General features: G+C 37.7%; 23 protein-coding genes and 6 pseudogenes. 6 read left to right on the top strand and 23 right to left on the bottom strand.

Going from position 1 to position 25,401, the window contains the following annotated elements; all coding sequences use genetic code 11:
* From A5870_RS12985 to A5870_RS17815, 3 genes and pseudogenes are all read right to left on the bottom strand, one after another.
* Positions 1-184: pseudogene (locus A5870_RS12985) on the bottom strand (hypothetical protein); the annotation flags it as partial.
* Positions 185-408: 224 nt separating this feature from the next.
* Entirely contained in the window at positions 409-846 is a 438-nt protein-coding gene (locus A5870_RS17410) for a hypothetical protein (protein ID WP_170924071.1), read from the bottom strand.
* Between the two features lie 126 nt (positions 847-972).
* Positions 973-1,267, bottom strand: a pseudogene (locus A5870_RS17815) (IS110 family transposase); the annotation flags it as partial.
* A gap of 272 nt (positions 1,268-1,539) precedes the next feature.
* Here A5870_RS17815 and A5870_RS13000 point away from each other — a divergent pair.
* The 4 genes from A5870_RS13000 to A5870_RS13015 all read left to right on the top strand — a co-directional run bounded on the left by A5870_RS13000 (position 1,540) and on the right by A5870_RS13015 (position 4,445).
* The gene (locus A5870_RS13000; protein ID WP_086293246.1) at positions 1,540-1,734 is read left to right on the top strand and encodes a hypothetical protein; all 195 of its coding nucleotides are present in this window, start codon (positions 1,540-1,542) and stop codon (positions 1,732-1,734) included.
* A gap of 400 nt (positions 1,735-2,134) precedes the next feature.
* A complete protein-coding gene (locus A5870_RS13005; RefSeq protein WP_005237707.1) occupies positions 2,135-2,755 on the top strand; it encodes a CadD family cadmium resistance transporter in 621 nt (206 codons plus the stop codon).
* 113 nt (positions 2,756-2,868) lie between these two features.
* Positions 2,869-4,059: a MobV family relaxase gene (gene mobV / locus A5870_RS13010; RefSeq protein WP_086293248.1), complete on the top strand. Its 1,191-nt coding sequence runs from the start codon at positions 2,869-2,871 to the stop codon at positions 4,057-4,059.
* The gene (locus tag A5870_RS13015) at positions 4,017-4,445 is read left to right on the top strand and encodes a replication protein (protein ID WP_206902100.1); all 429 of its coding nucleotides are present in this window, start codon (positions 4,017-4,019) and stop codon (positions 4,443-4,445) included. Before mobV ends, A5870_RS13015 begins: the two co-directional genes overlap by 43 nt.
* Before the next feature lie 110 nt (positions 4,446-4,555).
* On the opposite strand, the gene A5870_RS13020 is transcribed toward A5870_RS13015, so the two are convergent.
* The 18 genes and pseudogenes from A5870_RS13020 to A5870_RS13105 form a co-directional block, all read right to left on the bottom strand.
* Positions 4,556-5,248, bottom strand: a complete 693-nt coding sequence (locus A5870_RS13020; protein WP_086293251.1) for a Crp/Fnr family transcriptional regulator — start codon at positions 5,246-5,248, stop codon at positions 4,556-4,558.
* 16 nt (positions 5,249-5,264) lie between these two features.
* The gene (locus tag A5870_RS13025; protein WP_086293253.1) at positions 5,265-5,816 is read right to left on the bottom strand and encodes a Dps family protein; all 552 of its coding nucleotides are present in this window, start codon (positions 5,814-5,816) and stop codon (positions 5,265-5,267) included.
* Between the two features lies 1 nt (position 5,817).
* Complete coding sequence (locus tag A5870_RS13030) at positions 5,818-6,054, bottom strand: heavy-metal-associated domain-containing protein (RefSeq protein WP_005225223.1); 237 nt, start codon at positions 6,052-6,054, stop codon at positions 5,818-5,820.
* A gap of 63 nt (positions 6,055-6,117) precedes the next feature.
* Positions 6,118-6,726, bottom strand: a pseudogene (locus tag A5870_RS13035) (HAD-IC family P-type ATPase); the annotation flags it as partial.
* A gap of 102 nt (positions 6,727-6,828) precedes the next feature.
* A complete protein-coding gene (locus tag A5870_RS13040) occupies positions 6,829-8,733 on the bottom strand; it encodes a heavy metal translocating P-type ATPase (RefSeq protein WP_086293257.1) in 1,905 nt (634 codons plus the stop codon).
* Positions 8,734-8,930: 197 nt separating this feature from the next.
* A complete protein-coding gene (locus A5870_RS13045) occupies positions 8,931-9,164 on the bottom strand; it encodes a heavy-metal-associated domain-containing protein (protein ID WP_003103602.1) in 234 nt (77 codons plus the stop codon).
* A gap of 146 nt (positions 9,165-9,310) precedes the next feature.
* The gene (gene lgt / locus A5870_RS13050) at positions 9,311-10,165 is read right to left on the bottom strand and encodes a prolipoprotein diacylglyceryl transferase (protein ID WP_086293259.1); all 855 of its coding nucleotides are present in this window, start codon (positions 10,163-10,165) and stop codon (positions 9,311-9,313) included.
* Positions 10,150-10,487 (bottom strand): annotated as a pseudogene (locus tag A5870_RS13055) (hypothetical protein). The gene lgt and the pseudogene A5870_RS13055 overlap by 16 nt, the downstream one beginning before the upstream one ends.
* Before the next feature lie 228 nt (positions 10,488-10,715).
* On the bottom strand, positions 10,716-11,420 hold the full coding sequence (locus tag A5870_RS13060; protein ID WP_003125436.1) for a Crp/Fnr family transcriptional regulator: 705 nt from the start codon (positions 11,418-11,420) through the stop codon (positions 10,716-10,718).
* 144 nt (positions 11,421-11,564) lie between these two features.
* Positions 11,565-12,137: a Dps family protein gene (locus A5870_RS13065; RefSeq protein WP_086293261.1), complete on the bottom strand. Its 573-nt coding sequence runs from the start codon at positions 12,135-12,137 to the stop codon at positions 11,565-11,567.
* Between the two features lie 533 nt (positions 12,138-12,670).
* Positions 12,671-12,877 (bottom strand): annotated as a pseudogene (locus A5870_RS13070) (IS256 family transposase); the annotation flags it as partial.
* A gap of 175 nt (positions 12,878-13,052) precedes the next feature.
* Complete coding sequence (locus A5870_RS13075) at positions 13,053-13,817, bottom strand: ABC transporter permease (protein WP_086293263.1); 765 nt, start codon at positions 13,815-13,817, stop codon at positions 13,053-13,055.
* Positions 13,814-14,467, bottom strand: coding sequence for an ABC transporter ATP-binding protein (locus A5870_RS13080; RefSeq protein WP_002307505.1), 654 nt, complete (start codon positions 14,465-14,467; stop codon positions 13,814-13,816). The genes A5870_RS13075 and A5870_RS13080 overlap by 4 nt, the downstream gene beginning before the upstream one ends.
* An 83-nt stretch (positions 14,468-14,550) precedes the next feature.
* On the bottom strand, positions 14,551-14,973 hold the full coding sequence (locus A5870_RS13085) for a cupin domain-containing protein (RefSeq protein WP_002307506.1): 423 nt from the start codon (positions 14,971-14,973) through the stop codon (positions 14,551-14,553).
* 772 nt (positions 14,974-15,745) lie between these two features.
* Positions 15,746-16,087: pseudogene (locus tag A5870_RS13090) on the bottom strand (DNA topoisomerase); the annotation flags it as partial.
* A gap of 206 nt (positions 16,088-16,293) precedes the next feature.
* Complete coding sequence (locus A5870_RS13095) at positions 16,294-16,887, bottom strand: HD domain-containing protein (protein ID WP_086293267.1); 594 nt, start codon at positions 16,885-16,887, stop codon at positions 16,294-16,296.
* Between the two features lie 198 nt (positions 16,888-17,085).
* Positions 17,086-17,466: a DUF7006 family protein gene (locus A5870_RS13100; RefSeq protein ID WP_005225213.1), complete on the bottom strand. Its 381-nt coding sequence runs from the start codon at positions 17,464-17,466 to the stop codon at positions 17,086-17,088.
* 485 nt (positions 17,467-17,951) lie between these two features.
* Positions 17,952-19,445, bottom strand: a complete 1,494-nt coding sequence (locus tag A5870_RS13105) for a helix-turn-helix domain-containing protein (protein ID WP_086293269.1) — start codon at positions 19,443-19,445, stop codon at positions 17,952-17,954.
* A gap of 531 nt (positions 19,446-19,976) precedes the next feature.
* On the opposite strand from A5870_RS13105, the gene A5870_RS13110 reads away from it, so the two are divergent.
* Positions 19,977-20,411, top strand: a complete 435-nt coding sequence (locus A5870_RS13110; protein ID WP_005225210.1) for a hypothetical protein — start codon at positions 19,977-19,979, stop codon at positions 20,409-20,411.
* 103 nt (positions 20,412-20,514) lie between these two features.
* Here A5870_RS13110 and A5870_RS13115 read toward each other — a convergent pair whose 3' ends face one another.
* Both A5870_RS13115 and A5870_RS13120 read right to left on the bottom strand, forming a co-directional pair.
* The gene (locus A5870_RS13115; RefSeq protein ID WP_086293271.1) at positions 20,515-23,802 is read right to left on the bottom strand and encodes a MucBP domain-containing protein; all 3,288 of its coding nucleotides are present in this window, start codon (positions 23,800-23,802) and stop codon (positions 20,515-20,517) included.
* 395 nt (positions 23,803-24,197) lie between these two features.
* Complete coding sequence (locus A5870_RS13120; protein WP_086293273.1) at positions 24,198-24,671, bottom strand: DUF1456 family protein; 474 nt, start codon at positions 24,669-24,671, stop codon at positions 24,198-24,200.
* A gap of 258 nt (positions 24,672-24,929) precedes the next feature.
* On the opposite strand from A5870_RS13120, the gene A5870_RS13125 reads away from it, so the two are divergent.
* The gene (locus A5870_RS13125) at positions 24,930-25,379 is read left to right on the top strand and encodes a DUF305 domain-containing protein (protein ID WP_086293275.1); all 450 of its coding nucleotides are present in this window, start codon (positions 24,930-24,932) and stop codon (positions 25,377-25,379) included.
* Positions 25,380-25,401 lie beyond the last annotated feature (22 nt).

Genomic DNA, 25,401 nt, shown 5'->3' on the forward strand with positions numbered 1-25,401 from the left:
CAAATGATTGACTAGGATCGTCATTCTTATTCGTTAGGTCATTGATCATTTCATTTTGAAGAATCTGATTGATCACTTCGTTTCGAGTGACTTTCTTTCCTGTATTAAAGGTTTGTTTCTTAGCTCGCTGTTCGAGGTACGCAACCAATGGCTCGTTTTCAATTATTAAAGTAAATCTTGGCATGAGAAAACCTCCAGCTATTTAATCATTATGAATCTTGTGAGTGCCTAAAAGAGTTAGAACAATGAAAGAGCATAAGGTAGATACCCCCACCTTCTAGTTAGAAGGTGGAAAATAGGCTGTGCCTATTGAGTTTTAAGAGATTTCAAAGTGATATCATTGAGGCTTTTTTAGTGAAACCCAGATACCACTACCGATGGCACCTAGGTGGCATCATCAACCCTCAATTATTTTGGTAAATATTGGGAAACAATATCATTAAAATCACGTTCTTTTTTGACATCTTCTTGAACAGATTTGACCTTTTTCTTTTCTTCTTTCTTTGATTCGTCCTTCCTATTTTTGAAGCGATAGTTCTTATTTCGAACAACTTTCTTACTCATTGTGACTGCTTCTTGATAAACATCAGAAGAAAAAAGTTCTTGTATTTTGGTATGATCTTGCTCCAATTTTGCATTGGTCATAATCTCTAATAATGACAAAGAATCCAATACTTTTTTTTCGAAATTTATTTCTTTTCTCACCCGATTAAGTAATTCAAGTAGTGCATATCGAATCATCGGACTGTCTTTAATATCCTCGTCAACGGGCAGATAGGTTTTTAATTCTTTCAAAGCATCTTCATGTTCCGTGTCTAAAAATACCGGAATTCGTTTCTTTGACATGCTATCTCACACACCTTTTTTTAGTTCGTCAATTTTCGATTCAATCAACTGAATCGTCTTTTCGATATCAGAAATTTTGGTTTGATTTTCCAATCGTTCAATTTGACCGATTTCAACGATTAATTAAGTGGAGTACACCTTTCCAATACCTGGAACACCGGGCAAATATTGATATTCTCGAATGCCGACAAATAATTGCTTGATTGCTTTTCCAAGTCTTTGATGTTCTTTTCAAGCGCACGAATTTCACGTACAAGAACACTTAGAACGACATTGATGGATTCTTGTGCAAGTCTACCTAAACGATAACTCATGGTAAATGCACGTTGAATGATTTGGCAATTTTTTCTGGATCTTTAAAGCAACCTTTTCCTTCTTCTTGTAGTAAGTCACAGAACGCCTCTAAGGCTTCTTTAGCTATAGTCGCAGCATCCGCAATATTTCCATAGTTAATGCAATTCCTTTTACGGTATCTTCACCCATGACAACCATTCTAAAAATTTTCGCTAACTCGTCCATTCCAGCTGGAAAAGAATCCCAAAAATCAATATAATAATTACAATTTTTAATGATTTGTATTCAAAAATCAGATGAATGGTTTGACGTGGCAATTAATAATAATACTTTAGCAATCAACAAGATGATTGACGGTATGTGGTTAAAGAAGAAAAATAGCTAGGAGATTTTTGAGAGATGACTGGTAAATTTAAAGATGAATTATTAACTGTTGTTGCAGATAATGATTTAAAAAATATTATTCAGTTAAGAAGATACTTTGAAAATCATAGTGATGAATTTACGTTCAAAAATATCACTCGTTTTCATCAAACCATTAATAATAATATCGATGTTTTTGGTCTATATTTTGGGGGTAATCTTCAAAATTAAATGCACTTAAATATAAAAGCCCCCTGACGAAAGTCGAAGGGGGTTTTTATTTTGGTTTGAGGTTTGCATACCTACCGAAAAGGTAGAGTAGCAAAACGTCAAACAGGTATCAGCTAAATGCACCATAAGGGTGCGCTGATACTCGGCTCAAAAGAGCCGACAGAGCCGTCTGCAAGACCCCTCGGAGAGCCCACACTTTACCTTGTAAAGTATAGTGGGTTATACTTTACAAGGAAGTAGTCACCGAATTCCAGTTAGAAATTACTTTGTAACTACGTTTTGAGGAGGAGTAAAATGCTTTCCTACGTTCGACATTACCCATTAGCGATAGCTAAATTAATGTGTCTGTGCTCTCCTAAAATCTGCTGATTTATTACTGACTAATACAGGAGGTTTTTTTATGGGACAGACAATCATATCTGCTATTGGTGTTTATATTTCCACCAGTATCGATTATTTAATTATTTTAATTATTTTATTTGCACAGCTATCACAGAATAAACAGAAATGGCATATTTATGCGGGGCAATATCTAGGAACTGGCTTACTTGTAGGGGCGAGTTTAGTTGCTGCTTATGTCGTCAATTTCGTGCCTGAAGCATGGATGGTTGGATTGCTTGGTTTAATCCCTATCTATTTAGGGATTCGCTTTGCAATTGTTGGAGAAGGTGAGGAAGAAGAAGAGGAAGAAATTATTGAAAGATTAGAACAAAGCAAGGCAAATCAACTGTTTTGGACAGTCACATTGCTGACAATTGCGTCTGGCGGAGATAATTTAGGTATCTATATACCTTATTTTGCTTCGTTAGATTGGTCACAGACCCTCGTGGCGTTGCTTGTGTTTGCAATCGGCATAATTATCTTTTGCGAGCTTAGTCGGGTGCTATCTTCTATTCCGTTAATATCCGAGACAATTGAAAAATACGAGCGAATCATTGTGCCCTTAGTATTCATTCCACTTGGACTATACATCATGTATGAAAGTGGCACGATTGAGACTTTTCTGAACTTTATTTTATAGATAAAAAAGCCCCTTAAATGGGGCTTTTCTTATATTTTTTTGAATCCTAACCTCAAACCTCAGATACGTTTTTTTACCGCTAATTCGCCAAACCAAAGAATGGAGGACTTATGATGAGTTATTTAGTCGCAAGAATGCAAAAGATGAAAGCTGGAAATTTAGTCGGAATGGGTAATCATAATCAACGGTTAGCTGACAATCATTCAAACAAAGATATTGATACGGAACGCTCGTATTTGAATTATGATTTGGTCAATCGCACAGACAATTACAAAACGGATATTCAGCAATTTATTAACGATAACAAATCAAGTAGTCATGCCGTCAGAAAAGATGCTGTATTAATAAACGAATGGATCATAACTTCTGACAACCAATTTTTTAAAGATAAAGACGATAAAGAAATTAAAGATTTTTTCGAACAGGCGAAAGATTACTTCGCTGAAAAATTTGGCGATAATAATATTCGTTACGCTCAAGTTCACTTGGACGAAACGACACCTCATATGCACTTAGGGATTGTGCCATTTAACGCTGAACATAAGCTATCTGCAAAGACAGTCTTTAATCGACAAGCCTTTCAGGCGGTACAAGACGAGTTGCCAACGTACTTGCAAGAGCGAGGGTTTAACCTTGAACGTGGCGAAAAAGGGTCAGAGCGTAAAAATTTAACTGTGTCTGAATATAAAAAGGCGAAAGACGAATTGAAAGAGATGACTACCACGCTGGAACAGCGGAAGTCAGAAGTTTTAGCGTTATCGAACGATAAAACACCAACAATCAAGAAAGAGAGTTTAGATTTAAAAGACGAAACGAAAACGGTCAAAGTACCAAGTGGCGAAACCATTGATATTGGTAAGTTGCGACATGAATTTATGAAAAATGAAGAACGTAAAACAGGAAATGTGATTATTCCTAAAGATAAATTAAATGCTTTAATACAAGGCTATGAAGATTTATATAGCTCAAATGAGCGATTAAAGAAATATGTGGAAACTGATTTACCTAAAGAAATCACTAAAGTTAAAGGGAAATATAGCGAATTAGTGAAAGAATACAATGATTTAGTGCGTAAGAGTAATCGGAATATTGAAACAATTGAAGATTTAGAAAAAGAGAATAAGTCGCTTAAAAACGAAATTAAGGGCATTTACAGAGGTTTTACGGCTTTCTTTGAGAAATCTAAGAGTGTAACGGCTGAACAGATAAAAACGCTAGTAGAATGTGTTGTCAGTGAAGTGAAAGAGTTTGGGCATTTATTGTGTATCCAGAGAGTGCGCCAAAAAATTGGCGAGAGATTTTAGACGAAACGCATATGCGTTGGATTGAAAGTCCCTTGCATGATAAAGATTTCAATCCTGATGGAACGATCAAAAAACCGCATTGGCATGTAATGTTATCGGCTGATGGGCCGATTACGTTAAAAGCAGTTGAGAAAATTATTGAACCTTTGAATGTGCCTGCACCACAAAAAGTTGGTTCAGGACGTGGAATGATTAGATATTTTATTCATTTGGATAATCCTGAAAAATATCAATATTCACGTGATGAAATAGTTGGTCATGGTGGTGCTGATGTTGAAAGTTATTTTGAATTAACGAAAACAAATAAAATAAGTGTGATGAAAGATATTGCCACTTATATTTACGAAAATGAGATTGATAATTATGCTGACTTTCTAGGCTTCTAAAACAAAACTACACCAAGAAAGGATATCACCATGGATCATTGTACTAAAAAATTGGGTTCTATGATAAATAGTGTTGGTGACCAATACTATTTGACACAGAACCATTTAACTTAACTTGATGCAAATAATAACTTATCTAAATCAAATATCTCAACATATTTTTGAGTATGCTGTTTAATTAAACCTCTCTCTTCCAATGATGAGAACTTACGACTTATTGTTTCTGGGGTTGTACCCAAGTACGAGGCTAGATCTTTTTTCGACATTGGTAAAGTCACATAAGTATGGTTTTCTTCATCTTCAACGTATTCTGATAGAAAATCAATAATACGAGACTCTACTTGCTCCATACCAACCTGCATCGTTTGCTTTTCTGATACCTGTAAACGTTTCGTAACATCTGATAGTATTCTTCTCATAATTTCTGGGTAAGCGCCTAAATAGTCATCCATATCCTTTTTATGAATTCTACATATACTCACTTCTGATATTGCTTCAGCATAATTAGAATGGTAACTTTCAGTTTGAAAAATAGCCACTTCTCCCATAAAATCACCAGGATTTAATATGCGTACAGTTTGTTCACGACCAGATTCATTTAAGTTATAAACACGTACACGCCCATTATTTATAATATAAAGTGTGTCATCTTTATCACCATTTCCAAATAACAACGCATTCTTTGCATAATGTACTTCTTGCGCTGATTGCGCAATTAAACTCATTTGTTCTTCATTTAGGTGATTAAAAATCGGAACTAAACGTATACAATCTATATGACTATCGTGGTGATGGTGTGCCATACAGCTTTCCTCCTAATTAATCGTTATCTATATAGTCATCATCTTCTAACGCATCCTTGTTAACAAAGGCTTGAAGTTGCCAAATATTGATATCTAAGTAACCTTTATAACTAATTAGTAAATCTTCTAATGCATCATCTGCTTCTTCTTGTGCTAAACGCATTGCACGAACGGTAAATTCACGATTAGTCCTAAAATCTTCTACTAACTGTATGACCATTTCTTCAGCAGAATAATATTTTTCAGACGGATCTTCAGAAATTATTGTAAATTCCTGAAATTCAGTAGTTGTTGAAGCTGGCTTAAATCCTGAAGCTAGTAAACGTTCTGCAATCTTATCAAACCATGTCTCATTCTCATTGTATAAATTCTCAAAAACACTATGCAATGAATAGAAATTTGTGCCTTTTACATACCAATGATATTGATGTAATTTTACATGTAAGGTATGGATATTAGCAAGTATATGATCCGTGACAGCTACAGCATTAATCTTGGTATGATAAATGTGTTCTTTATATGCTTTTTCAGCAGCTAATTTTTCTTGTCTTTCATTTACTGTTGTCATTTTATACACCTTCCTTTACTTTTGAACTAATAACTGAATATCCTAGGTTTTCAATAGCTCTTTCAATTGTACTCAAATTGACTTGTTCTTCATCAAAATCTACTTTTACCTTACTTGCATTGAACAGTACTTTTACAGAATCTTTTTCTACACCAGCTGTCTGTTTTAAACCACTTTCAATTTTTTGTAAACATGATGGACAAGTTAATGTTTCTAATTTTAATGTTGCTTTAGTCATATCTATCACTCCTTTAAATAAATTATACAGGACATTTCTTTTAAGATAATTGACATAGATCAATTATCTTAATTGATATCTTCTTAATCTCATTGCATTTAAAATAACTACTAAAATACTTGCCTCATGAACTAACATACCTATCGACATAGACATCCATTCACTAAATATTAAACTAACCAATAATATTATCACCACACCAACAGCAATTAGAATATTTTGTCTCATATTCGCATATGTCCCTTTAGCTAAACCTAAAGCATGGGGGAGACGATTAAAATTGGAATTCATTAGAACAATATCTGAACTTTCAATAGCCACATCTGTCCCATTTCCCATAGCAATCCCTACTTCTGCAGTAGCTAGAGAAGGGCTATCGTTCACACCATCACCAATAAAAGCAATAATTTCACCAGTAGACTGTCTTTCTTTTAGAAACGCTTGCTTGTCCTCAGGTAACATATCGCCATGAGCCTCGGATAATCCTAGCTCCTTTTTAACTAAATTAACTGTGCCTTGATTATCCCCTGATAATACAGTGAGATTTTTAACACCAAGTGATTTTAATTTTTGTAGGTCTTGTTTAACACCTGCTCGAACTTGGTCACGGATTCCCATTAAAATAATTAACTTACGATCAACTGCCGTTAATACAATACTCTTCTTTTTTTTTCAAGAACTCAAAAAAGCGGAAAATCCCAGATTTAAAAATCTGAGTTTCCGCTTTTGTCATTTCAAGGATGGACTATTGTCTCAGCCTCTTCTAATTTATTCTTAAGATATTTTTACTTTCTCTGCAGGTGCTGATACTTCTTTTTGTTCTTTTCGACCTTTCAACTTATACTTCATTAATCTCATGCCATTGAAAATTACCACCAAGATACTACCTTCATGAACCAACATTCCGATAGACATATTCATCCATTCGCTGAAGAAGACGCTGGTCAACAAGACCAACACTACTCCAATTGAAATCACGATATTTTGTTTCATATTATTTGCGGTGGCTTTTACTAATCCTAATGCGTGAGGCAAGTTGCTGAAGTTCGAGTTCATTAAAACGACATCGGATGTTTCAATCGCTACGTCCGTTCCGCTTCCCATTGCGATTCCAATGTCTGCTAAAGCTAAGGACGGACTATCGTTAACGCCATCTCCAACAAAGGCTACAATTTGACCACGTTGTTGAAGTTTTCCGATATAAGCCGATTTGTCTTCCGGCAACATGTGGCCGTGAGCTTCGGTCAAACCAAGTTCGCCGGCGACCACATCAACGGTTCCTTGGTTATCTCCTGAAAGAACGACTAGATTTTTCACGCCCAAGTCTTTTAATTCCTGCAAATTAGCTTTCACACCCGGACGGACTTGATCGCGAATGCCCATCAGTACTTTTAATTCACCGTCGACCGCTGTCAAAACGAGAGAGTTCCCTTGTTGTTCAAACCGTTTGACATCTTTTTGCACTTTTTTGCTGAGAGTGACATTTTCTTTTTCCATCAAGGCCACATTCCCAACAGCCACTCTATGTCCAGCTACACTTGAAACGATTCCGCCGCCTTTCACGACTTCAGTTCCTTCAACAGGATAAAAATTTGTTTCTCCAATTTGATTTAAGACCGCTTTTGCTAATGGATGATCTGATTCCCGTTCCACACTGGCCAGATAGCCAAGCGTTTCAGCAGAATCTTTTTCATACAGTTCAGTCGCTGCAACGGTTGGGTTTCCGACAGTTAAAGTACCTGTCTTATCAAATACAATTGTATCCACATTGCTGAAGTCTTGAATGACTTCACTCCCTTTTAAAAGAACACCGTTACGAGCACCATTCCCGATACCGGCAACGTTTGAGACAGGCACTCCGATAACTAATGCGCCTGGGCAACCTAGAACCAAGATGGTGATTGCTAACTCAATATTTTGACTGAACGCCCATACAACAATTGCCAGAACCAAGACAGCTGGTGTGTAGTATTTAGAAAAGCGATCAATGAACCGTTCCGCTTCGGATTTAGAATCTTGTGCTTCTTCCACGAGTTCAATAATTTTTCCAAATGTGGTGTCCTCACCAACTCGGTCAGCTCTGATTTGAATCGTTCCGTTTTCTAAAATGGTTCCTGCAAAAACTTCTGCATCAGCTAGCTTGTTGACTGGAACAGCTTCACCTGTAATGCTAGCTTCATTGATATGCCCTTCACCCGTAAGGACTATGCCATCTACTGGAACTTTCGCACCCGTTTTAACGAGCAAGATATCCCCTTCATCTGTATCATCCACTTCTACTTCTTCAAATTCGCCATTATCCATTTGTTTCAAGGCGCTTTCGGGTGCCATTTCAGTCAATTCTTTGATAGCAGATCGCGTTTGGTTCAATGTTCGTTGTTCCAAGTAATGTCCGAATAAGAATAAGAACGTGACAATAGCCGATTCTTCATAATTTTGAATAAAAAGCGCACCAATCGCTGCAATACTGACTAAGACATCAATACTGATGACTTTGACTTTCATTGCTTGAAACGCTTGAATGGCAATTGGCGTAATCCCAAAGACAGAGGCGATGATCAAAGACCACTCTGAAAGTCCTACGTTTTCTAAAACAAAGTGACTGAAGAAACCGAGTACGATTAACAATCCACTGATGACGGTGATAACATTTTTCTTGCTTAATATATATTGTTGCATGCTTTTTCCCTCCAAATTTAATTTCTCTTTTATTGATAAACACAGTATAAGATAATTGCCTAAGTAATTAATTGACTGACATCAAGTTTAGAAAGTTCTCTTTTATCGTTTCTAAGCACCTCGAATCGGATTGCAACAAAAAAAGCAATCCTGGAAAAATAGCTTTTCTTCCAGAATTGCCTAGTTCATTTAATCTGTTAAGCGGCCTTGACTTTTGCTTTAAGGACCGGATAGCCTACGTTTTCGATAGCTTTTTGAATCTCTTCAATCGAAGTGACAGCTGAATCAAAATTGGTTTTGACTTTGCTGGAGTTGAATAATACTTTAATGCTGTCTTTATCAATACCGTTAACTGATTTCACGGCACCTTCAATTTTTTGCATACAACTTGGACAAGACAACGTTTCTAATTGCAATATAGCTTTTTCCATAATTCCTATCTCCTTTATGTGTTTTTATTTTATCGGCAGCAGATTAATGAACACTGCCTTTTCCTCTTTACAACTGTAGTATAGCTCACTTTTAGCAAACGAAAATTGACGCATATCAAGTTTTGCACTTCTTTTTATCTTTTTGCTCAATTCACCATCTTAATAGTCTTTTTCTGCCCCTTATTGCCATCAGAATAATAAGAAATTGGTGGATAATCTTGTCTGCGTATAAACCATACTACAATCGCGCCAATAAACAGGGCCAGAGACAAGGCTTGCGAAACGCGGATCCACTCGCCAATCCATAAACTGTCCGTTCGCATACCTTCAATGAAGAACCGACCCACTGAGTACCACAAAACGTAACTCAAAGCGACTTCTCCTTGACGCAAAAGCTGTTTTCGGTTCTGTATAGTGACGATGAGGACAAAGCCCAACAAACTCCACAATGACTCGTATAAAAAAGTCGGATGGTAGTAGGTACCATTGATATTCATTTGTTCAATGATAAATTCAGATAAATAAAGATTTTCCAAGAATTGACGAGTAACCGGTCCACCATGAGCTTCCTGATTCATAAAATTGCCCCAACGACCAATGGACTGGGCTAACAATACATTGGGCGCTAAGATATCAAGAACGAGTGCCAAAGAAGTACCTTTTTTCTTTGCATACCAATATAGCGTACCCCCTCCTGCAATCAATCCCCCATAAATCGCAATGCCGCCATTCCAAATCGCAAGGATTTGTCCTGGATTTTGCAGATAATAACCAAGTTCAAATAACACATAATAAAGCCGAGCGCCGAGGAGTCCAATCGGAATTGCCCATAAGGCCATATCGATAATGGTATCCTCTTCCAGTCCTTTTTTCTTTGCTTCCTTGGTGCTCAACTGGAGAGCCGCTAATATGCCCGCTGCAATAATGACTCCATACCAATGAATCACAACAGAACCAATCTCCACCGCATGGGGATTCAAAACGCCTAATACGAATTCCATTCTATTTGCTCATTTCTTCAATTTTTCGCGTCATTCTAGTCATGGTGATGCTGAACAAGATTCCGGCTAAGCTCCATGGAAACCAAACAGTAAATACACTTTTATCTCCCTGGTCACTCGCTTCGTAATACGCCACTTTTCCGTGTCCGATTACGCCGGCTCCTTTTACAACTTCCTCTTCTTTTTCCATAGCTAACCTATCTGCCTCAACAACGTTAGACGTTTTTGCTTCGCCGCCAATCGTGTTCTTGGTGAAAGGGACGACAAAGAATGCACCCGCTGCTGACAACGTGATGGCAACTATCACCCAAAAATAATGCACATTCACCCCTACTTATTTTTACGTTTTGTTCGACAACCCTATCTTAAAGAAAAATAAAACAAAAAAACTTGAGGGTTATCATGTTTGTGCTTTTATTTTTCCAATGAATGAAGGTCGTTCTGTCTTAAAAAAGCCAAAAACGGACAGATGGAAGCAAAAGCACTGAGTTCTGTCCCGTTGTTAATGAAGAGCGACAGAACACCAACGTGTAGAAAAAAGTGTGTCCGATTATTCGCTGTAAAGCAATAAATCATCTAAATCCTGAATCTTGATCCTTTTCCCAGACAGCTGTTGAATCAATCCCTCGTCCTCCAATTCTCCAAATTTGCGACTGATGGTCTCAGGTGTCGTTCCTAAATAGGAAGCAATGTCCTTTTTTTCCATCGGCAGGGTGATGGTGGGAGAGTTGCCCATTTCAGGTTCCACATTTTCTGCCAAAAACAAAACTAAACGGGTAATGACACTCTCCAAGGCTACTTGTGTCGTTTGACGTTCTGAACTTTCTAACCGTTTAGACATTTCCGCCAATAGTTTTAAAGAAATAGCTGGGTATTGTTCCAGAAAATCTTGAACATCTTTTTGCTGAATCATACAGACAACGGTATCTCGGGTTGCTTCGGCATATTCCTCGTGTACTGCATCCGGGTTGAACAAGGTCCATTCTCCGGTGAAATCACCAGGGTTCAAGATCCGCACTAGCTGCTCTTTGCCAGAGTCTGCCAATCGATAAATACGGATTTTCCCACGATTGATAATATATAAAGTATCCTCTTTTTCTTGTGAACGAAACAGAAACTCTCCTTTTTGATACTGTTTCGTGTGGGCTTTTTCAGCAATGTAATTCATCGCGCTATCCTCTAAGTGATTGAATATTGGAACCAAGCGGATACAGGCTGCGTGGTCGCCAATTTCATGATGGGTATGTTTAGTCAATTCATTCTCCCCCTTTATTTATTTTGTTTATATTCGCTGCTTTTATTATATAAGTCTCTTACTACAAAAAAATTGATGCACATCAAGAAAATGGAAAAAGGACTGGAAAGAATTCCAATCCCTAAATCAGCTTCTACTTTTACCTTAATCTTCATCCTCATCAAGAGCGTCATCATCTTCTAATGCTTCTTTACCAATGAACGCTTGCAGCATCCAAATGTTCTTGTCTAAGTCATTTTTAAAAGCAATCAATGTATCTTCTAAAGCATCGTCACCCTCGTCTTGAGCTAAACGAATCGCGCGAATAGTTAGGTCACGAGTGCTTCTGAAGTCCTCGATAATATTTTCAACCATGTCTTCTGCTTTAGCGTATTTATTAACTGCATCTTCCGAAAGCATCGAATATTTTTCAAATTCAACCGTTGTCGAAGCAGGTTTATGCCCAGAAGTAATTAGACGCTCCGCAAGTTTGTCGAACCATTTTTCATTTTCGTTATACCACTCTTCAAATTTTTCATGCAACGTAAAGAAATTGGCTCCTTTTACATACCAGTGATATTGGTGCAGTTTCACATGTAATGTATGCATGTTGCCTAAAAGATGATCCGCAATGGCCGCTGCATTAATTTTCGTATGATGAACATGTTCCTTGTGTTCTTGTTCTTCTTGCAATCTTTCTTGGGGTGTTCTTTCTTGAGTAGCTTTATTTTCAGTCATGATTTATTCCTCCTATAATTTTGGTTTGTTTAAAATAGCTTTCTTTGATTCCTCCTTTTTCTTTACTGAATTTAGTATAGGATAGATTTCCGTTAAAAAAATTGACGCTCATCAAGAAAAGTATTTCTTAATAGACGCCAGGCTTCTCTATTAAATTCAACTGAAATAATCAAAGGAATGAAGTCGTTCCCTCCAAACAAAAATTTCATTAAAGTAGGGCCTAAAAAAAGAATAGCAACTATACTTTGTCAAGAGACCTGACTGCTATTTTTTTCTTGTTATTCTTCAATTACCAAATGTCTTGCCTTGCAGTATATTTAATGCTCTTTCTCACTAGTGTTGCATGCAACACTAGTGAGAAAGAGTATTAATAAGATTAACCTAGAAGAATAACTTTACTTTATTTATGTCATACCATAAATAAAAATTGAAAAGAATTTTTTATTTATTTTTAGTAGGTCGATTAATAGGAGTTTTAGCTTGGGAGCGTCAATAATTTTGTGTAAATGGTTCTTTCCTACTGTAGATTGTTTCTAATTCTCCATCGGTTGACTCAGCATTTGTTCGAGCTCGCCTTCGGCCTGTTGGAAACCTTTATGACTGCGACCTAGGAATTTTTGGTTGTGAGTATCAAAAGACGAGACTAAGAAACGTTCCATCGACTCTTCATTTTGGAACTGTTCCTTGCGGTGGCTGTATTTCTTGATTTGCTTATTAAAGGATTCAATCAATCCAGTTGCTGCACTATATAAAAAATTTCATCATAGTTTCGCCCTAGTCGTTCCAAAGATTCGATGACAAAAATATCCTTCTTCCTTAAAAAATGAAGTTCTTTTTGTAATTATTCTCGTGAGGTCTTCTTTTAACTACATAAAATTGTAACCACTGGTTTTAAGAGTAGTGTATCATCCCAAATCATATAATTAATTGACTGCGATTGTTATAAAACTCACGGTAAGCCATATAACTAGCAATAAACGAAGAAATCGCAGTAACTGAAATCAACATAAACATCACAACAATTTGGTAACGAATCGCTTGAACAGGATCAATTCCCGCAAAAATCAACCCTGACATCATACCTGGTAGGCTGACAAGTCCAACCGTTTTTGTTCGGTCAATAGAAGGAGCCATGCCCGTTTTGACGCTTTCTCTTACAATACTCATGGACGCTTGTTTTTTATTGGCTCCCAATGCCAATTTTTCCAATACCTGTTGGCGTTGGTCCGTAAATTTTGAATTCAAAGACCGATAGGTCACTCCAATCGCAGTCATGGCGTTGCTGGCAATCATGCCTGTAATTGGAACGATTTGGGAAGGGGACCAGTCAATGACTCCTGAAAAAACAAGAATGAGTAAGGACAAGGCTGTTCCTACTCCAATAGCCGTCGTTGAAATTTTAAAAGAGCGGTTGATCCCCTCACTGCGTGTATGGGCGTTATAAGAAGCGTTGAACACAATGAACAAAACCATCGCTAAAGTGAGAAAGTTGTTATCCACTCGTAATACGTAGCTCAATACATATCCAATAAGGAATAATTGAACGACAGCGCGAAATCCCGCAATAAAAATGTCGTTTCCTAATCCCAATTTCTCTTTGTAATCAATCAACAAGGCAACTATCAAGAGGACAGAGGATAAAAGCAAAGAAAGATTACTGATTTCCAAATTGTTTGTCATTTCGATTCCTCCATTTTTCCACCTTTGATAGTAATCAGACGAGAAGCTTGGTCGATTTCTTCCTGGTTGTGAGTGACGGCCAACACCGTAGTTTGTTGGTCTTTCATCATGTCTCGGACTAAATCAAGGACAATCGCTCTGTTTTCTTGGTCCAATGAACTGGTAACTTCATCCAGGAGCAACACTTTCGGTTGATACATCAAATTTCGGACCAATGCAACCCGTTGTTTTTCCCCTCCTGATAGTTCCTTGACCTCTTTCGATAAGTAAGTTTCAGGTATTTGAACTCGTTCTAACAATTTTTTTGCACGTTCCCGATCAAATCCTTCTTCTCTTATGCGGGCAGGAAAAGACAAGTTCTCTTGAACTGTCTCATCGAATAGAGAAGCGTTTTGAAAGAAATAAGAGACTTCTTTTCTATACTCCACAGGATCGATTTTTTGCAGATCCGTACCTCGATAATAAATTTTTCCGGAAGTTGGGGAAAGCAGCGTACCAATTAATTTCAAAAGGGTACTTTTTCCACTTCCAGAAGGACCAGAAAAAACAATCACTTCCCCTTTGTTTACTGTAAAAGAGATATCTTGAAGGATTTGGTTTCCGTTTGCCTGAAAACCAACCTTCTCTAATTGAAACAATGAATCACTCATACCACATCTCTCCTTTATAAAAAAGCCCTGCACCAGTGGACCATCCATACGGGTGCAGGGCTTTTGTTTCATCCTAGTGTACCTCAGTGTTCGTTTGGATCGTTTTTGGCGTCTTCATGAGTAGGGTGAACCGTTCCTTCAAGGTGATCTGGACCAGCATAAATGGTATACAGTCTGAGCGGCTTATCACCGGTGTTTTCGATGTTGTGCCACATGTCCGCCGGAACAAATACGGCGTCATCATCCATCACTTTTTGTTGAACATGTAAGTTATCTTTAGAAGGCCCCATTTTACACACGCCTTCTCCTTCTTCAATACGGATAAATTGGTCAATGCCTTCGTGCACTTCCAAACCGATGTCATCGCCCGGTTGAATGGACATTACGGTGACTTGCAGTTTACTGCCTGTCCAAATGGTCGTCCGGTAATTATCATTTCCTGTGGTGGCGTCTTCAATATTAATGATATACGGCTTCTTCCCATGATCCTTGTAGTCTATTTCCATCTTCCATTCCTCCTAGTCTTTTTACTAAAACAATGATACCTACTTCTTATTTATAATAATTCTAATAAATGGTACCACATCTAAAATTCTATGCAAAAAATTGGCTTTTTGGAGAGCGATTCTAAACAAAGACCATATAACGCGCAATTACAATTGGTACCCCTTAATCCTCAGCACATAAAGGAAAAAATATGGAATCAAAAAATAACCGATATGTACTCTGGTTATGACTTGAATCAGGGAGAATTTCAGAGATGACACATCATACTTTTTTAGTTTGCACTTGTAAACTAACTAGCGTATATTAAGTTTATGCTCACTATCAAGCGTTGTCAATCCTTTAGAATCTTATCAATTTCGAAAGAAAGTAGCAATGTTATTGATTGTGACTGTAAAAGTGGGGTGTTCCTATAAGCACATTAAACTATCTTCTCTAATTTATCATGCTATTTAAATTCTGTTTTTTCATGAGAATTTTTGTCCAAAACTTGTTAAAATGATTTTAAAAAATACTTACATACACAATCCCCAAAAAACACTAATGTCATTTCAGTCAAAAAAGATACCGCAGAAAATTTCCACCTGAGATTCGATACGATATTACTCTCTTGACAGCCAGCTTAATTCCTTAGTTGAATAGATTATTAAAGTGCACAAAAAACAATGCGGCGTTTGTTATATTTTCTGGTATAAGCGACGGTGCTATAAACTTTTTTGCAGATTAAAAATCATATGAATTTAACTCCAGTAATAAGAGTTTAAGTGCCAATGCATGTTTGATTTCTTCGTTGCGTTGGTAAATCAAGAACAAAGTCGGGGTTTGGACGCGTCCAACGCTAAACACGCCTCTCATGCCGTTTTTCTGCATATAAAGCGTGTAAAGACGGGTGAGATTGATTCCTACCAGCCAATCAACGATTTGTCGGGTTTCTGCTTCTTTGTAAGTGGAATAAAACGCCTGTCCGTCCTTCAAATTTTGAAATCCTTTTTTGATTTCGCTAGTTTCAAGCGAGTTGATCCATAAACGTTTAATGGTTTTCCGGCTATTTCCCGAAAGGTTGATAATCAAGCGGGCGATTGCTTCACCTTCTCGGTCGCTGTCGGTCGCAATCACGATTGTTTCCGCTTCATCTAAATGCTTTTTGACGATCTTGTATATATTGATGTAAGAATAGACACTGTTACGATAAAATACTTTGTAAAAATATACCCTACTTCCCCGATACTCATAACCATTCCTTCTCTTCTAGTACATTTGGTGTTCATTTTGATGATGCTCTTCTACTTCGGCTCATGTTTAGCAGCTTATTGATTTTTGCTTTATTGCTTCAGCCAACCTTTATTTACGGCATCATCTATAAGTTTTCTAACATAGTCCCAAACTTCTGGCATAATTTCTTTGATGACCTCGTTTCGTTTTAATTCGCGTTCAACATCAATGTTATTTTCTAACCAGGTATTCCCGTCACAGTAGTATATCTGCAAGACAGGCTGTAACCTATCGATTGCCGCTGCATATTTTGCTTCTACGGTTGCCATCTCCTCAAACTCTTCCCACAAATCCATAAATTCATCATATTGTTCTCTCGGTAATGTAGAAAATAAACTTGTAGCTGCTTCCCGTTCTCGCTGTACTTTATCCAGGTACCCAGCTTCATCATAACAATAGGTATCACCTGCTTCGATTTCTACCATATCATGAATAATTAACATTTTGAGTACTCGCAACAAATCCACTTGCCCTTCGGTTGCGATATGTTCTGCAAGCAATAGTGCACATAATGTCAAATGCCAGGTGTGCTCTGCATCATTTTCCCGTTGGTTTCTATCATAGATCAGTGTCGATTGTCTAAGGATGGCTTTAAGCTTGTCAGCTTCGACAATAAACTGGATCCTCTTTTCTATTGCATTCATCTGTGACCTCCAATTATTTGTTGAATGAATTTATATCAAAGGTACAGCTTTTTTCCACAATGCCTCCAAAGTTGCATAAAAAAACTGCAGCCTTTTCTTTTGGTAAAACAATTACTCCTGCACAAACCTTAATGAAAGGCTCCTTTCAAACTTCCTATAACACTTTTTCCTCACGAATGATCTTTGTTGTTACTTCAACTACTCCACGGAAAAATGCAATGAATGGGGCGTAGGCGCGATCAATGTCAGCCCACATCTTTCTTTAAAATAGGTTTTGCTATCTTGTTTCGCCACTTGCAAAATTTCTGCCTCAGCAAAAGGGACCACATTGTCACTCCCCCGCAATTCACTGCATTCCAAAATAATCAAAATCTCTGCTTCTAATGTATTGATTCTCGCATACTGTTCAAAAAAGTTTTCGTGATTGATTTCTTGGATCGCTCGTTTGATTTCGAAGCAATTGGCAAGAATCTTTTCTTTGAGTTCTGGAAACTCTTCCTTGAAAAAAAGCCGCTCCGTTTCTTCCATGTAGAAGTTTAAATATTCTTCCATTGAATGGATCTTAAATGCTGACTCCATCTTTAGTCCTCCTGTTCTATTGATTGGTGAATCTTATGTAAAATCCTGTTTATGTGTTTATCGTTGGAACGAATACGTCGATGCGTACTCTATGGAAATATTGAAAGGAAATCGACCTTTAGGCTGAAATCACTAGCATTACGTTAAATAGAGGATTCGAACACTCTTTCTTACCTTCGCTTTTTCGTAAAACGTTTCTGTTGACCGAGATCTTTATGCCTGCATTATTACATATTTTTTAGGAAAGGAGACGCCAATCATTTGTTTGTTAGAAGCAAATAAAGTCCTGTTAGATACCTTCGGGTTGGATCGTATCAATTTTAGTTTCATAAAAGTAAACAAGCCCAATAGCCGATTGAGCGATTGACAAACTACATAGGAAATCTGAGAAACGCTGTGCAAAACTTTTCGCTTCCTACTAAAAAAAGGGAGGATTCTCTGGTTTTGAGAATCCTCCTTTTTTTCATACTGTGAAATCCACAGTTTTACGTATGTTTTTGACTAAACTCATTCTGGAACTTTTCAACTGCTTCAATCAGTTCAAGCCAGCGATCCCCCGTTGGAAAACTATTCCATTTAAAAAATTGGACGTTGGGATTTTGGTCAATAAAAGCTTGCCGATTGACGGGATAATCTGTCACGACAAAATCGGGATTTTCGGAAACAAATGAAAGTGTGTACCCAAACCAGTGCTTCAATCGTTCCTTTTGTCTGATTTCTTGGATTTTTCCGAATTTTGATTCGTGAAAAATACGAACCGTAGAACGATCAATTTTCGCTACCAGAGAAAGAAGCATACTATATTGAAAAAGCAAGCGATTGTTCGCTTCATACATGGTTGAAAAAATTGGTGATTGTTGCGCTAACGATTCGTACATCTCCTGAACAAACGGAAAAATCTTAGGAAAGACACGGCGATAATCTTTGTCCGTGGTGCTTTTTCCAAAGGCATCGATCTTATTTTTCGATGCAAAAAGAAGCGAAACCGAATGAATATTCAAGGCATTGACCAACAGATAATCAATATTGCTTTCAGAAACGAGAAAAACTTTCTGAGCGTTTTCCGCAAATAGCCTTGCTGCAGCGATTGCTCGTGGAGAAAAATGATCCCCAATTGTTAACTGACTAGGAATCTCTTCAGGTAAGTACGTCGTCATGACAGAAAACATATAATACAAGAAGAGAAATTCTGTTTCTGGAAGCCCATTTAGAATCAAATTGTCTCTTAGCAATGGCTTGATCAGCTCTTCTTTAAATTCTTCAAAGGAAATCGTCAGATGCCTCATCTCCCTCATCTCTTGAGGAATCTCTTTTACAGGAAAGCCTCTTTTAAAACGATAAATACTTAACGCCAACAATTGAACAAATTTCTCCTGATCAATCCCGCGATAAAAACTGGGATAACTTGTCAACTTTTTCTTCAATGTACTGACACTTTGTTTCGTCAATCCACTATAACGCACGTTCGTAGCATCATAGATCTGCCAATACATGATGTGGAAAAAATGCCGAATGCGGTATTCTTCGCCCACAAAAAGCGGTTTTCTTTTTAGGTTCAATCGAATGTGATAATTTTCAAGAATCGTTTCTACTTCCTTTAGTTTTCTTTGAACCGTGCGATTGCTGACATAATGTTGTTGGGCGGTTTCTTCCAGCGACACATACTTATCACTAAAGAGTCTGTCTAAAATTTGAAATGGCATGCTTTCTTCTAGCATGACCGAATAAAGCTTAGACAAAAGAAAATTCGGCGCAAAATAAAGCGTCATCTCTCTACCTTCATGCAACGCAATCTCAAAATAAGGATACGCCGTTTGCAAATCGAGTGCTCGCTCAAAAACTAAGACGATTCGTCGTTTTGATAAGTTTGTCTTTTCAGCAAGAACATTTAGTTTTTCACGCTCCAAAGCCTGCTCAAAAAAATGCGCAAACAATTCATAAACATCTTGGTCTAATTTAGTTAAAAGAAATTTATACATAATAATACCTCTTAACTTTATTTTTAAGGTAATTATACTCCTTTCACGATCTATTTTCATTCAGTGTGTATTCATTGACTACTTATTTCATTTTATAAGAAGCTGTCTCTGAAACTATCACCTTCTGAATCATTTAGGATAAGCAAAATCATGGCTACAACTACTTAGAACTACGAGTTACTACGTCTGGAGAACATTGCTCTTTCTAACAGCTAGTTTAAGACGACAAAACAGTCCAAAGCGCTATTTATCAAAAAATTATTTTATAATAATAAAAGTAAAAAACCGTATATTTTGCTACGATAACAAGAGAGTCGGTTTTTAGGAGTATTTACAATCGAAGAGTTAGGTAGCCTTTGAGCATTTCAACAATTCCAAAAGCTTTTACTTTCTATCAATTACGCTTATATAAAGTTGAAAATTAGTACAGTTATTTTTAAAGTATCTTCGCCATAATCAAGCTAACTTCTTACATTAATTAAAAAGAATGGGGGGACAGGTGTTCATGCTTCGCTGAATGAACTGAAATCAATGAAAATATCAAAAAAAATAGTATGGTCAAGTGTTGCTAGTATACTCGTTCCAATTTTAATAAGTCTCGCTGTCTTTGTCTCCCCTAGTAATAAACCTGGGATCGTTGTCTCAAATGACTTTGGAAAGATCACAGTTCCGTTGCGAATAAGTAGAATCTATTTAACTCAAACAAACACTGTCTTCTATCAGCCTGAAATACGCTCAGCCAAAACAGTTCTGGAGGAGGCGAATTTATTAGGAGAAAGCACACTTTCGATAAAAATCGGTGAGGAAGAAAAAGAAATTGTTTCTTATATTGATGCCAATGTTAAGAACTTCTCTCTAGAACTAAACGTGGAAGACTATGACAAAACAACAGGAAAATTAGTCTTGACTATTGCCTATCGTGATGGCTTGAATGATGAATTCAAGAACGTAACATTCGAAAGATAACTGATAAAAACCTATATTCTCGCTCATATTTAAATAGGGTTAAACAAAGAGTATCCAGAAAACAATCAATTCTGGATACTCTTTCCTCTCTATTGAAAAGCTTTTAATTTTCAGTTTTTCTTTTTCGTCTCAAAATTACTACGAAAGAAAACAGAACAGTGATGACTCCCAAAAAGCCCATGATTCGTTGACCTGTAAGTTGTTCTCCTGTTGCAGGCAACTTATTTTTTGATTTGGTTTGTGTGTTTGTTTGCTTGCTGTTATTTCCTGAGCTATTCCCGTTCTCTTCGTCCGGCGTCTTGTTTTCTGATTCTGGTGTATCTTTTCCTGAATCTTCTCCCGGTTCATTCTCTTTATCAGCACTGTAAACATAAATAACTTCTTGGACGGCATCACTGAAGGTACCTTTTGCATTTTTAGGCGTCTTTGAAACCCGCCAGCCAGATATTTCTTTGGCGTTGCTTTCATAAGACAAGCCAACTTTTCCATTAAGGATCGTTGGTTCAGCTAATTGATTTCCTTCCATGTCTTCATATCTTACGATAACCAGTGCTGCATCACTACGTTCATAAACATAGGTAACTTCTTGCGCATTTTCACTATAAGTCCCATTAGCGTTAGTTGGCATTTGGGAAACGTACCAGCCTGGGATGGCTTTAGCTTTACTTGTATAAGGTAAACCTATTTTGCCACTCAATACCGTCGGTGCAGATAGTTGATTCCCTTCTGTATCTTCATACTTGACCATCACTGGCGCTGCATCACTACGTTCATAGACATAAATGACTTCTTGTGCCGTTTCGCTAAATGTACCTGTAGCATTGCTTGGCGTTTGAGCTACAAACCAGCCTGGGATCGCTTTGGCTTCACTTTCATATGGTAACCCTATTTTGCCATTCATTACGGTTGGTGCTGCCAATTCATTGCCTTCTGTATCTTCATACTTCACAGTAACTGGCGCTGCATCACTACGCTCATAGACATAAACGACTTCTTGTACCGTTTCGCTGTAAGTCCCGTTAGCGTTAGTTGGTGTTTGAGAAACGTACCAGCCATTGATTGCTTTAGCTTCACGTGTATATGGCAGACCTATTTTGCCACTTAATACCGTCGGTGCAGATAGTTGATTCCCTTCTGTATCTTCATACTTGACAGTAACTGGCGCTGCATCGCTACGTTCATAGACATAAATTACTTCTTGTGCCGTTTCGCTAAATGTACCTGTAGCATTGCTTGGCGTTTGAGCTACAAACCAGCCTGGGATCGCTTTGGCTTCACTTTCATATGGCAACCCTATTTTGCCACTCAATACTGTCGGGGCGGATAGTTGATTCCCCTCTGTATCTTCATACTTCACAGTAACTGGCGCTGCATCACTTCGCTCATAGACATAGACGACTTCTTGTGCCGTTTCGCTGTAAGTCCCGTTGGCGTTAGTTGGCATTTGGGATACGTACCAGCCTAGGATCGTTTTGGCTTCACTTGCATAGGGTAAACCTACTTTGCCGTTCAATATTGTCGGTGCAGATAGTTGATTCCCTTCTTTATCTTCGTATCTTACCGTCACTGGCGCTGCATTACTACGCTCATAGACATAGACGACTTCTTGAGCTGTTTCACTATAAGTCCCATTAGCATTGCTTGGCGTTTGAGCTACAAACCAGCCTGGGATCGTTTTGGCTTCACTTTCATATGGCAGACCTACTTTGCCATTCATTACGGTTGGTGCTGCCAATTCATTGCCTTCTTTATCTTCGTATCTTACCGTCACTGGCGCTGCATCACTACGTTCATAGACATAAACGACTTCTTGAGCTGTTTCACTATAGGTCCCATTAGCATTGCTTGGCGTTTGAGCTACAAACCAGCCTGGGATCGTTTTGGCTTCGCTTGTATAGGGCAGACCTATTTTGCCATTCATTACGGTTGGTGCTGCCAATTCATTGCCTTCTGTATCTTCATACTTCACGGTAACTGGCGCTGCATCACTACGTTCATAGACATAAACGACTTCTTGCGCGACATCACTGAAGGTCCCTATCCTATCCCCTTGGATCTCTTTCAGTGTATAGCCTGAGATATCCTTTTCTTCCGTAGTAAAGGGGTCGCCTACATACCCTGATAAAGTGACATTTGGTGCAAGCGTCTGTCCGTTTTCGTCAAGATACTTGACCGTAACATCTTCTGCAGTATTCACATACTTCACAGGTACTTGATAATTCACTAAATATTGAATGGTACCTGTACTAGCAGCTCTCTCGGTGGATAAACGATTAGGAACCAGAGAAGTGATTGACAAATAGTCAACATTGGCGGGAATATTTTTAAATTGAATCCCTTCTTCAGTCAGTTCAAACCCATCATTTTCATATAAGGAAAAGATATAGCCATTTTTATCTATCCCCCGAATCGAATAAGAATACTTTTTGTTGGACAAAGAAGAGAGCAACGCATTTCCTTGGGTATCAACCATCATACGGTCTTTATAAAGAACATCAGATTGGCCATCTTTTACTAGCATTGGCTCTAATAGTATTTTCTCCTGAGTCATAATAGATAGTTGGGAATTTTGATGGTGTTCTGGAGATAGCTCTAACTTAGAAAAATCCGTCATGCTACTTGCATAGACCGTCAGATAATCTGTTACCCATCCACTAAGATATTGACCAACCCCAATTAATTCTTGGGCTGTCAAATAGGCATCATAATTTCCTATGTGGATATTTGAAAAAGATCCTTTTGGAAGAACGTGTGCTAGTACATTAGGACGGGTAAACAATGTTGCATTTTCCGCCATAGTGATTTGGGGAACATTCGTAGCAATAATAGACGTCGTGTATAACGCTTGCAAGTTGCTAGCGTATTCTAAACCAGTAAAATCGACTACTGTGTCTTTGACTAAAGAAGAAAAATCTAACTGTTTTAGATTCACCATATCTTCTTGAGTGATCGTATCAACTGTTTTGTTTAGCCCTTTCGCTACCTCATTTTGCAAATTCTTATCCGGCATCCAAGCGTCTAATGAAACGCTTCGATTAGAGAATGCCTCTTTCATTTCCGCTGATGATTCAGTTGCCGAGCTAGCTGTGTCTTTACTTGAATCAGGGAGGTTTTTTTCTGTACTTTCCGTCGAGCCACTTTTCTCATCATCATTAACCACTTCTTGCGATTCTGAGTTACTTGTGGTGTCACCGTTGATTTCTTCTTTTATACGAGAAGAATCGACTGTTTCAGTAGTCTCCTCCACTTTTTCTAATGTTCCTAATGTCGTGATTTCTTTGTTTGATGGAATGGTTTCCTGTTCCTCAGCCATAACTTGTGCCAAAGGTGCCAACACAGGCTGACTTAACAAGATCGCCAATGACAAATAGCCCCAAAATTTCCTTTTCATAACATTCTCCTTTTATATTCGTTTAAATACGATACGCTTTCCTATCTTTCACCTATCGACAAACTTCCCCTTCTGATGATGGTGACGACTTGTTAATTACAATCTTTAGACACAGGATACCCCTGTTCATTTTGATAGTATTACATGGTTCATCATTCTGAACACGTCAACATTTGTATCAGAAATGACCAAACTTGTCAGGTTTTAACAAACAGGTTATTCAAGCAAACAGATCGCTCACTTCACCTGCTCCTTCATGCTCCAAGCTTGGCCTCAGTTAGCGTTATAATCACTGATTTAAATTGTTTTTTTTAATTTACACACAAAAAAAGAGACACATAACATGCATCTCTTTGGGCGGCCCATTGTAAGTTCAGCCTATTATTGATTTTTTACTAGTTATCCCGATACTCGATCGTCAATCCTTTTAAAAAGTTGCGGGCATATTTGTCTAAGCATGGTTTGTAATTGCGATGGCCTTCTTTGCGTAAAATGGCGCCTAATTCACCTTTTGAAACTTTGACTCCAGCCTGCTGGAAAATGTCCAGCATTTCATCTGTTGTTAGGGAAAGGGCGATTTTTATTTTCTTCAACATCAAATTATTCACATTGCCATTGTTTAGCTCTAAAACAGGTTCACCAGCATCTGGCTTTGTGCCTCTTTGTGAGCGGATCAAGCCATTCAAGAAACGTTCGAAGGCCTCATTGGTACACTCAATCCCGTAGGTCTCAGGATCTTTTTTCTTCAATAATTGTCTTACTTCTTCTTTTGTGAAAGAAGCGCCGCCAAGTTCAAAAATTTTCACCATGTCGGTATCCTTGATATCCAAAGCATAGCGTAAACGCGTCAAGCGATCATTGTGATTCATTCTATACACCATCCATTTCTTAGGTTGATTATAACAAATAAACCTAGACGAGTAATCCTGTTTTCGCTTTTTTACTCTGAGAATCCATTGTTTTCGTTCAGATGTATATCGCTTCTCTCCTTCCACTTCCTCCGCTATACTTGATTTAGGGAGTAATTTTCTTCTAACAGAACAATAAACGAAAAAAAGCATCAGTTACAATGATGTTTTGGATTGCTTTATTGTTTTTATTTTGTATACAAAAAGGAGAGGAAAGAAATGAAGAAATACGGGAAATTTTTGGTAATGATTGGGGTATCGACGGTGATTATGTTTTGTATGATGTATTTCAATGTCTACGCCCTCGATCATATCTTTTTCAGCCAAACCCGCCTATTTATGGCACTAATGATGGGCGCGATGATGGCGATCATCATGCTGTTGTTTATGTGGAAGATGTATGACAGCAAGAAAATGAATATCGGCATTCTAGTTGTCAGTGTTGTACTCTTTTTTGGTTCACTGTTTATGGTCAGAAGCCAAACTGCCGTGGGAGATACGGCCTGGATGAAAGCCATGATTCCCCATCATTCGATTGCGATTTTAACCAGTAAAAATGCCGATTTTTCTGATCCAAGAGTAAAAGAACTTGCAGAAAAAATCATTGACGCACAGGAAAAAGAAATCAAAGAAATGAAAGAATTGATCGAAGAGTTGGAAAACAAATAGCCAGTTTGTGTGCTCACTCAAA

Origin of the sequence: Enterococcus sp. 2G9_DIV0600 (assembly GCF_002140615.1) — a bacterium.
In the GTDB taxonomy this organism is placed as follows: domain Bacteria; phylum Bacillota; class Bacilli; order Lactobacillales; family Enterococcaceae; genus Enterococcus_D; species Enterococcus_D innesii.

Bases quoted from the DNA above. Each gene is read 5' to 3' on its own strand.
- A5870_RS13085 (WP_002307506.1), bottom strand. From the start codon at position 14,973: ATGGAAATAGACTACAAGGATCATGGGAAGAAGCCGTATATCATTAAT.
- lgt (WP_086293259.1), bottom strand. From the start codon at position 10,165: ATGGAATTCGTATTAGGCGTTTTGAATCCCCATGCGGTGGAGATTGGT.
- A5870_RS13095 (WP_086293267.1), bottom strand. From the start codon at position 16,887: ATGAATGCAATAGAAAAGAGGATCCAGTTTATTGTCGAAGCTGACAAG.
- A5870_RS13105 (WP_086293269.1), bottom strand. From the start codon at position 19,445: ATGTATAAATTTCTTTTAACTAAATTAGACCAAGATGTTTATGAATTG.
- A5870_RS13000 (WP_086293246.1), top strand. From the start codon at position 1,540: ATGACTGGTAAATTTAAAGATGAATTATTAACTGTTGTTGCAGATAAT.
- A5870_RS13080 (WP_002307505.1), bottom strand. From the start codon at position 14,467: ATGAGTGATTCATTGTTTCAATTAGAGAAGGTTGGTTTTCAGGCAAAC.
- A5870_RS13100 (WP_005225213.1), bottom strand. From the start codon at position 17,466: ATGGAGTCAGCATTTAAGATCCATTCAATGGAAGAATATTTAAACTTC.
- A5870_RS13075 (WP_086293263.1), bottom strand. From the start codon at position 13,817: ATGACAAACAATTTGGAAATCAGTAATCTTTCTTTGCTTTTATCCTCT.
- A5870_RS13125 (WP_086293275.1), top strand. From the start codon at position 24,930: ATGAAGAAATACGGGAAATTTTTGGTAATGATTGGGGTATCGACGGTG.
- A5870_RS17410 (WP_170924071.1), bottom strand. From the start codon at position 846: ATGTCAAAGAAACGAATTCCGGTATTTTTAGACACGGAACATGAAGAT.
- A5870_RS13005 (WP_005237707.1), top strand. From the start codon at position 2,135: ATGGGACAGACAATCATATCTGCTATTGGTGTTTATATTTCCACCAGT.
- A5870_RS13030 (WP_005225223.1), bottom strand. From the start codon at position 6,054: ATGACTAAAGCAACATTAAAATTAGAAACATTAACTTGTCCATCATGT.
- mobV (WP_086293248.1), top strand. From the start codon at position 2,869: ATGAGTTATTTAGTCGCAAGAATGCAAAAGATGAAAGCTGGAAATTTA.
- A5870_RS13045 (WP_003103602.1), bottom strand. From the start codon at position 9,164: ATGGAAAAAGCTATATTGCAATTAGAAACGTTGTCTTGTCCAAGTTGT.
- A5870_RS13020 (WP_086293251.1), bottom strand. From the start codon at position 5,248: ATGGCACACCATCACCACGATAGTCATATAGATTGTATACGTTTAGTT.
- A5870_RS13115 (WP_086293271.1), bottom strand. From the start codon at position 23,802: ATGAAAAGGAAATTTTGGGGCTATTTGTCATTGGCGATCTTGTTAAGT.
- A5870_RS13025 (WP_086293253.1), bottom strand. From the start codon at position 5,816: ATGACAACAGTAAATGAAAGACAAGAAAAATTAGCTGCTGAAAAAGCA.
- A5870_RS13065 (WP_086293261.1), bottom strand. From the start codon at position 12,137: ATGACTGAAAATAAAGCTACTCAAGAAAGAACACCCCAAGAAAGATTG.
- A5870_RS13120 (WP_086293273.1), bottom strand. From the start codon at position 24,671: ATGAATCACAATGATCGCTTGACGCGTTTACGCTATGCTTTGGATATC.
- A5870_RS13040 (WP_086293257.1), bottom strand. From the start codon at position 8,733: ATGCAACAATATATATTAAGCAAGAAAAATGTTATCACCGTCATCAGT.
- A5870_RS13110 (WP_005225210.1), top strand. From the start codon at position 19,977: ATGAAAATATCAAAAAAAATAGTATGGTCAAGTGTTGCTAGTATACTC.